At 47.6% G+C, this 14,913-nt stretch carries 9 protein-coding genes; 2 read left to right on the top strand and 7 right to left on the bottom strand.

Features of this window, described 5'->3' with window-relative positions:
- Positions 1-246: 246 nt before the first annotated feature.
- The 4 genes from L696_RS0114070 to L696_RS0114085 all read right to left on the bottom strand — a co-directional run bounded on the left by L696_RS0114070 (position 247) and on the right by L696_RS0114085 (position 9,028).
- Entirely contained in the window at positions 247-3,525 is a 3,279-nt protein-coding gene (locus L696_RS0114070; protein ID WP_025684207.1) for a hypothetical protein, read from the bottom strand.
- Positions 3,526-3,541: 16 nt separating this feature from the next.
- Positions 3,542-5,662 (bottom strand): hypothetical protein, encoded by a 2,121-nt coding sequence (locus tag L696_RS0114075; RefSeq protein ID WP_025684208.1) that lies wholly within the window; start codon positions 5,660-5,662, stop codon positions 3,542-3,544.
- 19 nt (positions 5,663-5,681) lie between these two features.
- A complete protein-coding gene (locus tag L696_RS0114080; RefSeq protein ID WP_025684209.1) occupies positions 5,682-8,321 on the bottom strand; it encodes a DUF6603 domain-containing protein in 2,640 nt (879 codons plus the stop codon).
- Positions 8,322-8,422: 101 nt separating this feature from the next.
- On the bottom strand, positions 8,423-9,028 hold the full coding sequence (locus tag L696_RS0114085) for a hypothetical protein (RefSeq protein WP_155985396.1): 606 nt from the start codon (positions 9,026-9,028) through the stop codon (positions 8,423-8,425).
- A 541-nt stretch (positions 9,029-9,569) separates the two neighbouring features.
- Here L696_RS0114085 and L696_RS0114090 point away from each other — a divergent pair.
- A complete protein-coding gene (locus tag L696_RS0114090; RefSeq protein ID WP_245233365.1) occupies positions 9,570-9,974 on the top strand; it encodes a GNAT family N-acetyltransferase in 405 nt (134 codons plus the stop codon).
- 410 nt (positions 9,975-10,384) lie between these two features.
- Positions 10,385-11,365, top strand: coding sequence for a DNA polymerase IV (locus L696_RS0114100; RefSeq protein WP_025684211.1), 981 nt, complete (start codon positions 10,385-10,387; stop codon positions 11,363-11,365).
- Between the two features lie 200 nt (positions 11,366-11,565).
- Here the strand turns inward: L696_RS0114100 and L696_RS0114105 are convergent, their stop codons facing one another.
- The 3 genes from L696_RS0114105 to L696_RS0114115 all read right to left on the bottom strand — a co-directional run bounded on the left by L696_RS0114105 (position 11,566) and on the right by L696_RS0114115 (position 14,884).
- The gene (locus tag L696_RS0114105; protein WP_010345577.1) at positions 11,566-11,853 is read right to left on the bottom strand and encodes a stage VI sporulation protein F; all 288 of its coding nucleotides are present in this window, start codon (positions 11,851-11,853) and stop codon (positions 11,566-11,568) included.
- Between the two features lie 111 nt (positions 11,854-11,964).
- Positions 11,965-14,013, bottom strand: a complete 2,049-nt coding sequence (recG, locus tag L696_RS0114110; RefSeq protein ID WP_025684212.1) for an ATP-dependent DNA helicase RecG — start codon at positions 14,011-14,013, stop codon at positions 11,965-11,967.
- A gap of 1 nt (position 14,014) precedes the next feature.
- Positions 14,015-14,884: a DegV family protein gene (locus L696_RS0114115; RefSeq protein ID WP_025684213.1), complete on the bottom strand. Its 870-nt coding sequence runs from the start codon at positions 14,882-14,884 to the stop codon at positions 14,015-14,017.
- Between the last annotated feature and the right edge of the window lie 29 nt (positions 14,885-14,913).

Consider the following 14,913-nt stretch of genomic DNA (forward strand, 5'->3'; position numbering starts at 1 on the left):
CAGCGCTGATTTTGCGCTACATGATTGGCTAACGGGAAACGTTAGTTGAATGACAACAGAGGCAGACGCAAGACTTTATTTATCAAGTCTTGTGTCTGCCGCTGCTCCTTTTAATGGATCAGTCTAAAACTTATTTTTCAAAAGCTAACGATTCTTCAATTCTAAAATCGCGCTAAATCAACGACTCCAGTCTAATACTTTATTTTCTTCTGACAACCGATGCGTTAATTCAAACTTTTAGGACCTTTATGGTTGTGTTTCGCCGAGCTTAAGCCGCAGCAGCCCTTCTCTTATTGTAGGAGCTTCTCGGCTAGGCAGCTCCTTCCGCTCCTCGGCTACCGGGATCATGGGCTCCCATTTGTTTTCATCCGTCCGACTTCTTTCAAACCAGGTCCACTCTCCGGAGGTCAAATGCGGCGTCGGCATGATGATACGACTGGCATCGGGCGTTCGCTCAAGTACAGTTGTAAGGACAGGTCCGACCCGGAAGAAGACTTCCATTCGTTGTAACGCTTGAGTATAATATTTTTCCGGCAAGTTCAGTGCTTTGGCTGGAACCACGTCTGTATAGGAGAAAATCGATGCACTTGGATCAAAAAGCAAAGTCGCATAGATCGGTCTGTTCGTCAGTGGTAACTCAAAAAAAGAAGCTTCACCAATCTCCTCCAGATATGGAGAATTAGCTCGATTGGATTTGTGAACGCAATAGAACTTTGTATAATCGTCGTTTAAATAGTAACCAATTAACCCATCCTTGGGAGAGTACAGGTTGCCCAGTTTTACTTTGAATTTCTTCTTTACATAATCTGGGCGGTGGCGAAACAGTGGGAAGTATTTAGGATGAAATAAGTCTTCTCCATCCAACTCTAAAGATAACTTGACTCTGGCCAGAACAAGGGGCCTGCCAATTATGACGCTTAACGATTTGTCGAATGAACGCTCCTTTGGGTTAATCACCCACAACGTCTCATCAATCGCTGGCAATAATGCGCTTAATGCTCCGCCCTGGTCCGGCGCATGGGTCAGACCATGGATGAAACGCTCCAAATGCCGGTTGCGCTCGCGCCAAGCAAGATCAGACAAGGACTCAACTTCAGGAGCGGGTTCCCAAACAGTCGTTCCCAAAGATCCCACCCGTCCATTTAACCTCACTTCCCCGAGGATTTTACCGTACGGGTCATATAATGTCAGCCCCCTATCCAAATGGTTCGGAAGCACCCATCCACAAATGGGCTGTGCCTCGGGAGACGTGTTCAACTCATCTTCATCACGTTCGGACGACACCCAATGAAACTGAAGCCGGGCGCCCTGATCAATACGCGGCTTCAGTTCTACAATGCCCGGAGTATCGCTTTCGGTTCGCAAGGATTCGGCAATAAAGGTCGGCGTTAAGGGCATCTCAATCTCCTCAACTTGTCCAAAAGCATCGACTATTGCCAGTCGTTTCAGCTTAAGGTGACCGCTGCGGATCGGTTGAAACAAAGACTCCGGACTTCTGTCCGAAATACTGGCTGCAAAGGGCATGGCTGTGCTTTGGTTTTCCAGCAGAATGGCCATATCCTCCGCCTCCTCCCCAATGGGGATGGGATGCATTCGGGGATCGTGTTGCAAAAGTTGACGATGCAGCCCACCAAGTGTCTGTGACAGAACATCCCACTCTTTCATACCTGCAATGAATTCTCTAAGCTTTAGTGGAATGCTGATCGGTTCCGGATGATGGTCCACATAGTGTTGCAGCCGGTCTCTGATTGAGAATGCGGAGTGTGCTCCTAAATAGGTACGGCCGCTAAAGGTTTGAGCGGGTTGCATTGTTGGGTGATCGGCGCAGCGTAGCTCTCGTCCGTCGAATTGCCAATTGACGCTTGTGTATGGTATCGCTGTCCACTCTGCCTCCCACTCCAAAAAAAGCGGTTTCCAGGGTTGCTCCCAAATCTGCTTTGTATCATCGGGGATGGGGAGCAAGAGACCCTCGGACACAAATTCGGGCAACTTTCCTGCTGATGTTTCGGTAAAGTTTTCGCTAAATTCATAGACCACGCAATTGATATTTGGACGCGCGGGCAGATTCAATTGTTTGTGGTAACCGGAGATCAAAACCACAGGATCACTCGGTGACCAAAAACGGGGCATATCCTCACATGTCAATTGCTTTGTGCTCCCTATTTGAGTCAGATGGTCGTTGATTATAGCCACGAATTTCTCAACATCTTCAGACTGCCGAGTGCGCTGCCCAAGCTGGTGGCTTAAGATTTCAATAAACCTGGATAATTCAGCCGCCTCCGCACATCCGTCTCTACGGCATTTCTTCTTCCACTTCCACCAGGCTTCGTAGAGTTGCTGCTGTCTGGTAGATACGTTGCGGTATGTCTCGTCCAGTCCAAGCTGAAGAACATTAAGCTGTGCTAACAAATGACGAAGTTGAAAGCCATCATCCGTCTGAGCAACGGCTGCAGAAGGGCGTAGTTCTGGAGACTCCTTTCGGTCAACCAGTTTCCACACAATACCACCGCGTGAGCTGCGGAAGCCCGATTTATGAATAACATCATCAATCGTTTCCTCCCCTCCTGCCTCTTCCAGTGCGTCCAACTGTCCATACAGAAAGACCTCCAGCAGTTGACTAAATGACTGGGAGTTTGATCCACTGATACTTCCCATTAACTCACATATTGCGTCGGTTGATGTCATACCAATCGTCACCGTATGGTTGGGGTTATTATTACGTGGCGTACGGGCAGGATCGCCTGATCTGACCCACCGGACCTGCTCAATGTTTCCCTTCAGCAAGGTTCGGCGAGGGAGTTGACCGGAATCATCGATCTTCCATTGATACCTATTCAATATCAACAGTAGCTGCTCCCGCGAACGAACATGATGTAACGGATCTTCATGAGAACTGGAGAACCACCCCAGCACCGTATAATTGAGATCGACTTCAGTATCTTCCGGAATACCCTCCAATCGATCATGGATAGAGAAAACATTTTCATTACCCGGTTGAAAAGCCGAGAAGGAGAAGTCGCCGCAACCGTCGGCTGTTAAAAATAAGTCGGCGGGAAAACGCAGCTCCTCCCAATCTTCTAACCGCTTTTTCTCTCCAATGGAATTAAACCTTTCAAAATCCTCATTGAAGGTTCTATAGGGACTGCCCTTTGACGAAATACGCCATAATTTATCGCTAACAACAATCCACGAAGCGTCATACGGGGAGCTGTCAACTCCATGCAGCTTACGAGTAATCAGCCAGCGGTTGGGAACCAGCGGATAACGAATATCCGACTTGTCCTTTGATAAAATAACTTGAGTGAATCCGCTTGGCAATTCCCACTGCAAATAAATCCCGTTATTGTCCGGATTATTGCGGAAGTCGTCTTCCAGATCTCCGAAAGGAAGCGGCTCAGGAGAGTCCCACCGATCCAGCATAGCATAATCCATTCGATGCCTCCGAAAAGGCCGGTTTTGCCGGATATAATCGTTCACTACAAGCGCATCCAGCAGCATAGGCACGCACAATCCATTCTTCAACATGGCACAAGCACTCCTTTCAGGGTTGAATTTCAAATACGCCTTGATCGGCTCCGTTCAGTAATTGCAGGTTAAAGTGAGTCGGCATCCACTGGTCATCATCTGTGGCCTCGGGGATGTTAAGAATCAGCTCAGACATACATTCATTAGCTTTCAGGACTCCATTGTTTGGATTAATATAATTATTGATGGGGACTTTCACCGGTTGTCCTGTGCTATCATTGACAATGTCTCCGATCTGACCGGGTTCAATATGTCTGACCGTGATAGTTCCTTCATCATTCATCCCGTAGCTGAGTCCTTCATGGGGTTCCGTAATTGTGATTCTCTTCGGGACTTCCCGAAAAATCGTCAACATAACTTGCTCCTGTAGCCGCAGAGGGTTTTCCGTGCCGGCATCACCATGATCGTTATAGCCCTTAATCTGCAGAGCAGGCCAGCCGGAAACCAGCGCGGATCTTAACAGCATACCAAAAAGATGTTTTGTTCCAGGCGTCGCTACATTCCGAATCCTCTGATTCACAAATACATCAAATTTGGTTTGCACGCCGATACTTGTCGCTCCCTCGATAAAAAAACGGATCCAGGACGAATCGATCCGAAACACTCTCATATGTTCGGTGGGTAGCATCTGATCCATAGGCACCATGTGTGAGAGCGGGATATCCACATGTTCGGCCGCTTCCCTGATCCAATCAGTAACCTTCTTTTGTTCCTCACTCGAACGTAAGGTGTTAAAGTATGAAAGATCCCTGCGGTCCATTATCCGTTCGATGACTTTAATTGGGTTAGGTCTGTGCCTGCGGCGTTCCCTTCTCCAAGCCACTCGCTTTTGAGTCAAGACAGTTTGTTCGGTATTATATTTGAGCGCTTTCTGTACATTGTTAGCCCACTCTGGATTAAAAAATATGTCTTCAAACCGATCGCTGATTATGGTATCATCATCGTCCGTTAAGTAATGTTTGGCAAATAAAGAGGTCAGATTTTTCCTCCATTTCATGAGGTTGACCGTAAACTGGGTATCGGCCAGAGCCATTAATCTCCCCAATTCGAAAGCTACGGCATAGGAAAGATCGAACGTCCCGTACTCACCGTCATAAACCATCGCTTCTTGGGAAGTATAGCTGGAAATAATATCTGGCTCCGGCGGATTGCTTACGGGAACGAACGGTCCCCGGTACCAAGCAAGCGTCTCCTCTCCCGATCTCGTATGATAAACAAGCGGCACATAACCATCGTTTAATCTGTTCTTGATATGCTCAACGCCGCTTGTCGGCATAAGCTGCGGATATCTCAGCCAGGTGTCGTTTCCGGAAGTATGTTGAAGCAATTGTTCCATCAATTCATGAAAACTCTCACCATTGCTGGGGAATGAAGTGAACGACCAGTGATACAAACACAGCATTCGAACCTTTACTATCCCTGAAGGCCAATTATTTTCGAGACAAGGCTCCAAGCCTTCGAGGGAAACTAGGTATACTCTGAACTGGTTACCGTCGTCCTGATCGACCAGCGGGAAGCGGTGCGCCGTGATCACAGACATTCCCTGAGATTCATCCGTTTGATTAGTACGTGCTCCGACAAAATAACGGAGGCCTCGGGACTGGATGTCCGGCATGAGTTCCTGGAACTGCTGGACCGTAATTTCGATATATTGACAGAGTGTATCCGCTTCTTCCGGAAGCACATCTTCTAGCTGAGGGATGTAGAGAGTTGGATCCGAACTATGCTGAAACTGATTGACTGTTCCCTTCAGCGGCTTACCGTCTCCAGGCCATTCGCTTTCCCTGAGCATAAGCAGAGCAAGCCAAGGCAGGTTCTCCCCGGCGTTGTCACGAAGATTAAGCTTCTTCTGCCACAGCATACCCGGCCTGGTGATGGTCAAATGCGGCAGGATATTTCCAAATTTTCCTTTACTGTTATTAGGCGGGTGGATTCGGATTTCATTTTGATCCAGGGAAAACGGAGAACCTTTGACATGAAAAAATTGAGTGGCACTAGCTGGGATATTCCCAGTTGTGTGATACCTGACATCCTGTTCAGCGGTTAACTGATATTTTCCGGCATAAAGTCTGGGCCGACGTTGGTCGTAGAGATGCACCTCATCTGAGGTCAAAATCCGGGTTCTTAGCTTATACATATCAGCACATCTCCTCTCTTTAGGAAGTCCTAAGCATCATCGGCGGTTCTCGAAACAGTTCGGGGGCATGAACTGCAAGTCTGGACATCGAGTCATCGTGATTGTCGGGGTAGATTCCGGCATGTACCAAAGCTTCAATGATATGTTTACGTTCTTGAGGTGCTTGCCCTTGACTGATGGAATCTTTTATTAATGTGATACTATTGTTATTCTCTCTCGGAATCCCGCGTGTCTGTGTGGGAACGATTGCTGCAATATAAGCGGTGCCCATCAGTTCCATCTCATACTTCTGTTGAAGGTTGATGCTTGCCCGTGGCTGATCGGAAGGAGGCAGCGGAACTCCGGTGACACCCATAATATGTTGCATAAGTGTGGAGCCGGGCGATTCGCTTCCTCCAATTCCCCAGAGTGCTTGAGGTACACCGCTCTGTATTTTTATTAGATCAAAATTATTAAGCGGATCTGCATCTCCGGTACTATCGAGTGTTAAAGACAAAACGGATTCATCCATCTTGTTAACGCCCATTGGTTGAATTCCGGGCTCATCGCTGATCGCCGGCACCACATATTCTTTAGTCATATTTGCGCGCTGAAGATGTATTAGTGGGATACCTGTGGACACAGTAAATTGAAATTCTTCGGGTTGTACAATCCATTCCCCATTGGGCAGCTCACGAAGAAGCCCCTTTGAGGGTTGAATACGTACGAAGTGTTCTTTACCTGGCAGCATCGCTTTAAATTCGTTTTCGCTGATCGTGTCTGTACTGCTAGGTCTGTCGTCGCCAAATTCTATCGTAATGCCAAAATGTTTGTACCCCAAATACACCTGGCCGCCTGTGGGTTGACCCCATAATTGAAAATCCGCCCCAAACTCAACTTCGAGTGTGTAAGAGCCGATCCATTTGTGATGAAGCCGTACAGAAGCGCCGACATTCACTCGGAAGGAGGCATCAAAATAGAATGGCTTCCACTTTACAAGCACATCTGCTTGAGCGGTGAGCCAAGCTTTGATATCGCCGCCGCCGTAACTCAGTTCTAAGCTACCGCCGCCCATCACACATGAAGGCGTTAAGGCAAAATAGGAGTCCCCTTTGATCGTTCCCCATCCAAGCGGCCAATTCACAGAGATTCTTGACAATGAAGGATAGTGATCCGGCTTATGAAACTGCGGATGATAGCCTCCGGCCGATATGACAAAATCCCCTTTGTATGGCTCCTTGTACCAGAACCAAGCCGCATAACCGCCGGTAATGGTGCTGTCCTTACTAAAGAGGAATGAATTGTCCGTAATCTTGCCGGTGATGCCCACAAATCCTTCGGACGGCCGCCAATTGCCTTTGAGAACTGTTTCGATGAACACAAAACGGTTGTTAGCATCCGGCAATTCGAGAGTGGATTGACCCAGGAGAAGTAATTCGAGTTCTTTACCGAACTGTCCGATCAGCAGAACTTTGGATCGGATGAATTTAAAAGTGGTAAATTCCAGTCCGACCGCCAGCCAATTGGTGCCTATTTCATCCCGAAGCCATGGGCGGTGTGAATCTTCCAGCTCCTCCAAGGCATCATCAATTTCCTTCCCCTTTAACAACGGGAGCTTGGCCACATCTTCAATCGGTGGCTCCAGGAATCGTTTGTTGAGCCCAAAACCCAGACCAAGACTCTCAACATAAAAATAGGGGGGGCCTCCCAAATCCCCATTCGTTCTTACATAAACAAATAAAGAGGGAACGCCTCCCCGTTCAGAATATGACCCAATGGCACTGAAGCTGCGCCCAAATGCTTCCATGACTGCAAATCCGCTGTATCTGCCTGTGGCTGAGTTCTCCAGGAGCCCGCCGCTGATAAGCATGGGTGAAATGTTATAGGAAAGTTTCATCCCGCTCAAATGATAATCCGGTGTCCATTCCCAGATTGATGTGCTTACAGCAAGACCTTCCAGGTCGAGCTCAACCCCAGAGATCGCCAGCAATGCGTCAAGCATCAGATATAGCTTGCCTCGACTGTACTTCAACCCAATCCGGCGGAATGTAAGTGGGCCAACAGGGTATTGGAGATCGTACCATTGCTCTCTCCGATAATCGGTCTCCTCCAGTAAACGCCCAGGAGACCATAGCATTGGAGCGAAAGCGGCTGAGTCGTCACCGAAACCGAGGAAGAGATTAACCGAAATACCCTTTGGTCCGAGGACGAGTTCCCCCCTGATTCTAACACCGTGATACATCGTTTCTTCGGGAAAAAGCAGACTTGGGTCATGAGTAACCTGTTCAATCTCTTGGTTCCAACGACTTACCGAAGCGACCTCTCTATCTGCAAAAACAATATGCTGAAAGGTAAACGAGATAAAACCCAATTCAGGTATCTTTTTTCCAAAAAGCTCCATCTCGCCTAGCGAAAATGTGGAAGTGCCATTTGTCTGAAGCATCCAAGCATACGTATATCGACCGGAGATGAGTTCCGCATATAGAAGAAACTTTCCACGACCGTTCTTTTCTTCCGCTGTAACAATCCAGGTTGAACCAGGATGTTCAGGATATGCCTGAATATTCTTTAGTGGTATTCCGGCGATTTCCGACGGCATCTCAGGTATTTCGCTCGAATTCAAAAGCTGAGCCAGAATTTCCAAAATTGTTTTTTCCGCAGTGGCAATCACTATACCCATTACGATCCTCCCTAGCATACTTTAGTTGCCCGTATTATTCGATATTGATCGAGAAATATGCAGTATCACAAAAATTATGAACCGTATTTTTAGAGCTTTATTTAACGATCAGATGTGAGTAATGCTAAACCTTCTTTCACTGGACCTTTTCCCTCGCAAAATATAAAACTGGAAAGTTTAATTCGGCTGCCAACTTGGCCCACGCCGGTTGCAGGTAACTGGCAGCAGTCCTGAAGCCCACGTACTAATCCAGATAAGCTCTTGTGACGCATGATCATTTGCTGCCGACTGCGAGGAGCCTCTCTACCCCACGACTTCGTCAAGCACTTCCGGATCTGCCGCCATGTTTTACCGCGGCGGCCGGAGGGTGAAGCAGTTGCGACGAAGGAAATGTGAAGGCGGTCTCCTTGTTCTCCTCCTTCTGCGGAGGCCCGTCCGTCATCCAGCTTTTTCACCGTCCCGGTGCTTCGCTTCTGTTGCATGAACTTCAGGCCAATTGCCGTTGAAATTGTCTCGGTGTTGATGCTCCAGTTGGCCGAGACATGCTCTGGACGACAGAAAGTACTGCGACCGGCTGTTCGGCGGCGAACCACTCCCGTTGACAAAGAGGACGTTGTCACTTGGCACGCCCTTCTACCGCTATCCAACCGTTGTCGGTCTCTACCGTCATTTGCGGTTCCTTGGCTGCGCGTTGTTTCCTTCCTCATTCTCCCGTGCATCGCTGTTGATGCTGCTGGCAACGCACCGGTATACTGGTGATCCGGTCAGCCGGAAGATGTTCCCCGGATGCCCAGCAGCGTCCGCTGAAGCGCTGCTGGGATCAAGAGGACATAGCCATGCCCCACTCCTTAATATGAGGGTCTATCCACCACCCAGCTCTAAGCACCCTTTCTCGTTTCTCCTCCCTCTGCGCCTTTATCGCTTCTATTTCCTTTTGGGCTTGGCTTTGACGGTCAGAATACGCACTCCTTACCGATCAGTTAAATTCAAACATTTATGACTATTTCTTCATTAAGTAACGGGCAGGTTACTTTAGGATATAAAAGGAAAATATATTTTAGATAACGAACATTATATTGATAATTATAATTATGAATGTGAATTTTAAAAAAAGAGGGATTGTAATGGCTTCAATTGTTCAAATGATACTTAATGATTCTTATAAAATTCGTGACATCGACCGTTTGGAAACAATCAAATTGACGTACAAATTAAAGAACGGGGTACTAGAAGAAATAAAATCACCACATGAAATCTCCCAGATGGGAAGAAGATATTTATCTAGAGATAATATCCCGATATGAATATGAACTCACCAACGGTGGTACGGCTTTTGGAGCATTTGACGGGGATAAATGGGTCTGGTTTGGTGTCTTAGCTCGTAAGTTCAGGGGTTATGATAATGATAGGCTTCAGATTGGCCTCATGTATGTGACACGGGAATATCGAAGAAGAGGAATCGGTAGCCTAATTATGGAATCACTGAGTACAGTAGCAATTGAAAAAGAGGCAAAGTACTTATATATATCGTCTACCGAGACTGAATCTGCAGTGAAGTTTTATACTAGTCATGGTTCAGCTATTACATCAGAGATTGATTCGGAATTATTTGAAAAAGAACCTAATGACATTCACATGCTAAAGAAATTATAATCACCAGATTACAGTTGGTTATTTAGCTCTAACAGGAAACGTTAGTTGAACGACAACAACGGCGGCAGTCTAAGACTTTATTTATCAAGTCTTGGTTCGCCGCTGCTTCTTTTAATGGATCAGTCTAATACTTATTTTTCAAAAGCTGATGATTCTTCAATTCAAAAACCGCGTTAAATCAATGACTCCAGTCTAATACTTTATTTACTCAGTCTACAACTTTATTTGTCGAGTCTAACACTTTATTTTTCAGTCTAAAATTTTATTTTCTTCTGACAGCAGATTTCGGAAGTAAGAAAATGAAGGCTTTTTACGAGAAAATTTCTAAAGAAAACCTAACAAAGTTGCAAGATAACCTGCGTGAACAAGCAAAAATAGAGTCGATGGGCGAGAAAGTTGGATAGTGTTTCGTGAACAACGGTATACAAATACTTGACAACAGAATTGATGAGCAGTTTCTGGACGTAACCGGAAGTCTCTCCCTGTTCGGAGATCCGGTGAGCATCGCAAGTGAAATTCAACAAAAAGTAGTGTCACAAACAGGGATATGGATTCGTATCGGTATCAGTTCCAATAAAATGCTCGCTAAAATGGCGACAGATATATGGGCCAAGAAGAACGAAAGCGGCATTTTTGTCCTTCCTCCATCCGACATTGCAGCGTTGCTATGGTCTCAGCCGATTCGCAGTATGTTCGGTATTGGCTCGCGCATGGAACGGCATTTGGAGAGGCTTGGATTGCATACCATTGGAGACATCGCACGTACTCCCTTACCCCGGCTTCAGGACAAATTCCGGTCTCATTTCGGCAAGCAGTCAGATATTCAGGCAGAAGTTTTATGGCGAACTGCTAACGGTCTGGATCACAGTCCGGTCAAGCCGGAAACATTGGATACGCCCCCAAAATCCATCGGTCATATGATGACCCTGCCTCGGGATTATGTCCAGCCTGCGGAGGTGGAGACTATCCTGCTTGAGTTGACAGAAGAGGTATGCCGGGACTCCCGCCGCAAAGGATATATGGGCTCGGTTGTGACCGTTCATTGTATATGCAGTCCGCACGAGGCACCGACCGGGTTTTCCCGCCAGATGAAGCTGCCCGATCCTACAAACCGTACCGAAAAGATATATGAAACCGTAAAAAAAATATTTTATACCTTTTGGAACCATATGCCCGTGAAGCGTGCGGGTGTCACTTTAAGCGGCTTGATGAATGATCAGCTGTATCAGCTTGACTTTTTTGAAGATCAGGAGCGATCCCGGGCTTTGGAAAAAGTAACAGACACCTTAAGGGATCGATATGGTCAGGCGATCATCATGCGTGCATCGTCGTTAACAAACGCGGGGCAGGCTCTGGAGCGATCCGTCAAAATTGGCGGTCATTACAAATAAAATCTCTCTATTAACACCCAGACTATTACCCGGGGAATTAAATACGAACGAAGGCTACGGAATACACTATACTGAACAGAAAACAATCGGGAAATAGAGGAACAAGCAGAAAAGGACCGCCTGACATCAGGCAATCCTTTTCCAGCTTGGATGAGCATCGAGCATTCAGAGAGATTTTAGAACATCCTACGTATGTCCGGTTAACGAAACATCCCCCACAACTTGATCAGATGAAACGTGTTCGACGGATCGATTTTTTGCGCCAGCACGAAGGCCGTCAATTGTTCTTCCTGTGCAGCCGTCAGCCGCTCGTTCAAAATAGCAGAAGTGGACTTCACAAGTTGACGTACCTTGGCTTTGTTTTGCAGGTCCGCCTTGGTCACGCCTTCGATCTGCTGCTTAACCCGTTCCTTAAGCACACGATTTTTCATTTTCAACTTAATCCGCTCCACCAATTGCGGACTGATTCCATATTGCTGATAGCTCAATGTTACCGCACCTCCCATATCATTCGGTCATTCCCAAATATATGACGGCCAGCCTGTCCATTGTGCCTATCTGTTTAAAACTATAAAAACAGCCTTATGATTCAAGGTGTATTAGTCGATAAGATCACCCTGGAAAATCTGCTCTTTTTGCAAATAGCCACGCAATGCTTCATACTGCGGAGATGTCCAAAAGGACGAGTCCGCGATCAGAGCAGTCGCATCTTCACGGGCCTTTTCCAGCACCTCAAAATCCGCTACCATATCTGCTAACCGAAACTCGGGCAGCCCACTTTGCTTGGTACCGAAAAAGTCACCCGGCCCCCTCAAATCCAAGTCACGTCTAGCTACCTCAAAACCATCGTCCGTATCGGTCATAACCTTCATCCGCTCCTGACCAACCTCCGACTTAGGATCAGCGATCAGTACACAATACGAGGCATGTGCTCCCCGTCCAACTCGTCCACGTAATTGATGTAACTGGGATAACCCAAAACGATCCGCATCCATAATGATCATTAGCGTCGCATTGGGGACGTCTACCCCCACCTCCACAACCGTCGTTGAAACGAGCAACTGAACCTCATTCGCATAGAAAGAACGCATAACTTCTTCCTTTTCTGCGGGAGTCATTCGTCCATGTAGTAGCCCAACGCGGTAATGCGGAAAAGCCTGCTGCATTTGAATATGCAAATCGATGGCATTCTGTACATCCAGCTTCTCCGACTCTTCAATCAACGGACAGATCAGATAAGCCTGCCGTCCCTGATCCACCTCACGGGAAATAAGTCCGAGCACACGATCCATCAGATCATGCTTTACCCAATACGTAGAAATCGGAATACGCCCCTTTGGCCGCTCTGACAACGTAGAAACATCCATATCGCCAAACACAGTGATCGCCAGCGTACGCGGGATCGGTGTGGCCGTCATCGTCAGCACGTCGGGATTATAGCCCTTACGGCGCAGTACACTACGCTGGTTCACTCCGAATCTATGCTGCTCATCCGTTACAACAAGCCCAAGCTGGCGAAAATATACATCCTCCTGAATAAGGGCATGCGTGCCCACCACAATATCCAGCAGACCCATCTGGAGCGAAGCCAGTAGCTCCTTACGCTTCTTCCCGGTCGTACTGCCCGTCAACAACCCCACACTAATCCCAAACGGTTCAAATAACTTGTGAAGCGACCGCATATGCTGTTCAGCCAAAATTTCCGTTGGCACCATCAGCGCCCCCTGAAAACCGGAACGCACCGTAGCAAACAAACCAATGGCGGCAACAACGGTTTTACCTGACCCAACATCCCCTTGAAGCAGACGGTTCATACAATAAGGCGAGCGCAGGTCATGCAGTATTTCAAGCTCCACTTTCTTCTGAGCATCCGTCAGCTCAAACGGCAAGGCCCTCACAAATTCGCGAACCGTGGCATTATCCACTGTATGTACAACCCCATCTGCCCGGCCGCGGTTCAACGCACGGAATGCCTGCATTTTCAACTGAAATAAAAACAGCTCTTCATACACCATCCGGCGGCGGGCCTCTTGTCCCTCTCGATTGTCCTGAGGCTGGTGTATACCTGCAATAGCCTGCTTACGCGGCATTATACTGTATTTACGTACAAGTGACTCCGGTAAAATTTCGGGAATCATTTCACCAAACTGCTGGAGTGTCTGGTTCATCGTCTTGCGCATCCAGGTCTGCGTAATCTTGCCGCCTACGGAATACACAGGCTGAAGCGTCCCCGAACGAGCGACTCCTTTATCGGGAAACTCAGAATCTGCAACAGTCATTTGCATCCGTTTGAGGTCCCATTTACCAGTCACCACAATTTCACGACCTGAGGTTAGCTGCTCCTTCATGAAATGCCGATTAAACCACGTTGCTGTAAACATCCAATCCTCGGCCATCAATTTACAAGTCAACCTTGATTTGCGCCCGTAACGCTGAAGCACCGGAATGCCCATGATTTTAGCCTGCACTGTAATTTTATCTCCGTCCTTCACTTCGCTCAGCGAACGCAGACGGTAATCCTCATACCGGAACGGATAGTATTCCAGCATGTCCTGCACGTTAGAAATGCCAAAAGCGTGAAGCTCTCCTTCTTTGAGAGCACTCACGCCATGTATTTGTTTTAAAGGTATTTGATCCAAATGCAGCATATTACCTCTCATCTCCGGCCGGCCATACAAAAATGCCAATCGTTCCTGGTCCTACATGGGTCCCAATAACAGCGCCAAGTTCAGTATATATTCGATCTCCCAGCTCAAAGTGTTCTGCCAACTGTGCCTCGAACGCTTCTGCTGCCGAACGATCTGCCGTATGGCCTACAGCAATATTAATTTTTTGGCCCTTTAAATCCCGCTCCAGCAATTCAATGATTCTTGCTGTCGCTTTTTTATGTCCTCTTGCCTTGTCTGCCGAATAAATGATACCTTCCTTGTCCATCGAGAGAATCGGCTTAATATTGAGCAGGGTGCCAACCATTGCCGCTGCCTTGCCAATACGTCCGCCTTTTTGCAAGTATTCCAGGGTATCCACCAGGAAATACAAACAACGACGCTCCCCACGACGTTCCACAGCCCGAACAATATCAGCCGGGGATTGCCCGGCAACCGCCAGCTCTGCCGCATAAACCACTAGCATGCCGTATCCGTATGAAGCTGATTTGGAATCCACCACGGTCACTCTATGTTCATGCTTCTCCAGCATGGATTTACCCAGCAGAGCAGACTGATACGTTCCACTCACGCCGGAAGACAAATGGATGGAAACGATCTGGCTCTCGGGATGTTGCTCCAACAGCGTCGTAAATGTCTCCAAAAAGCGGGCTGGTGAAGGCTGTGACGTCGTAGGTAGCTCATCAGCCCGTACCAGTTCGCTGTAAAATTGCGCAGCAGACATCTCAATGCCGTCAAGGTAAGTCGTGTTTCCAAACATCACCGTCAGCGGCACAATGACTATCCCGAGACGGTCTACCAGTTCCTGTGGAATATCAGCCGTGCTGTCGGTCACAATGATGGTGTTACTCATCGGTCAGACCTCCTTTTGTGGTGAGCTTC

Source organism: Paenibacillus maysiensis, from assembly GCF_000520815.1.
Lineage (GTDB): Bacteria > Bacillota > Bacilli > Paenibacillales > Paenibacillaceae > Paenibacillus > Paenibacillus maysiensis.